1 protein-coding gene and 1 pseudogene are annotated in these 768 nt (G+C 70.4%); one reads left to right on the top strand and one right to left on the bottom strand.

Annotation, left to right across the window (positions count from 1 at the left end; translation table 11 throughout):
* Positions 1-289 (bottom strand): 16S rRNA (cytidine(1402)-2'-O)-methyltransferase (gene rsmI, locus OOT08_RS12750; RefSeq protein WP_325093118.1); only part of this gene is annotated, 289 nt, incomplete at its 3' end.
* A gap of 138 nt (positions 290-427) precedes the next feature.
* On the opposite strand from rsmI, the pseudogene OOT08_RS12745 reads away from it, so the two are divergent.
* Positions 428-768, top strand: a pseudogene (locus OOT08_RS12745) (hypothetical protein); the annotation flags it as partial.

The raw sequence follows: 768 nt of genomic DNA, 5'->3' as shown, positions 1-768 counted from the left end.
GCTGGACGAGGTGATACCCGGGGTCGGAGACGGCCGGCATTCCGGCGTCGGAGACGAGCACGATGTCCTCGGTTTTTGCGCGCTCAACGAGCTGGGCGGCGCGGTCGCGCTCGTTGTGTTCATGGAGGCTGACGAGCTCGGGCCGGTTGTCGATCTCGAGCAGGCGGAGCAGCTGGCCCGTGGTCCGGGTGTCCTCGGCGGCGATCACGGTGGCCTGTTCAAAGGTGTCGCGCAGCCGGGGGGAGGCGTCCCCGAGGTTGCCGATCGGAGTGGCCGCGAGAATGATCATGGTCCCAGCCTAACGAAGCCGGGCGGCGCGGGGGCGGCGGGGTTTCGCGCCCGGTTTCCCGCGCGTCGGGGCCGGCGGGCGGATATGAGGGCCGCCCGGGGAGGACGGGAGGGGGCCCGCGACACTAGTCTGGGGGTCGTGAGCCAGATCTCTGCCCCGTCGCGCACCGCCCCGCGGTTCGTCGATCGGCTGCGGCGTCTGCCGTGGCTGCTTCCGTCGCTCGTGTTGGCCCTGGCCGCCGCGGTTCGGCTGTGGCGGCTGGATCATCCGAACACACTGGTCTTTGATGAGCTGTACTACGTTCGGGATGCGGCGAGCCAGCTCGTGCACGGGTTTCCGACGACGTGGCCCGATGACCTGGGCGCGGCGCTCGGCGCGGCACAGCTCGCGGAGATGAGCGGGGACGCCTCGAATGCCGTGCATCCGCCGCTCGGCAAGTGGCTGATCGGGCTCGGGATGCTCGCCTTTGGCTCCGACAA

It is taken from the genome of Leucobacter sp. M11, from assembly GCF_035726885.1.
Lineage (GTDB): Bacteria > Actinomycetota > Actinomycetes > Actinomycetales > Microbacteriaceae > JAPFRB01.
Note: the sequence above shows the minus strand (reverse complement) of the source record. Positions and strands in the feature narration are given on the sequence as shown.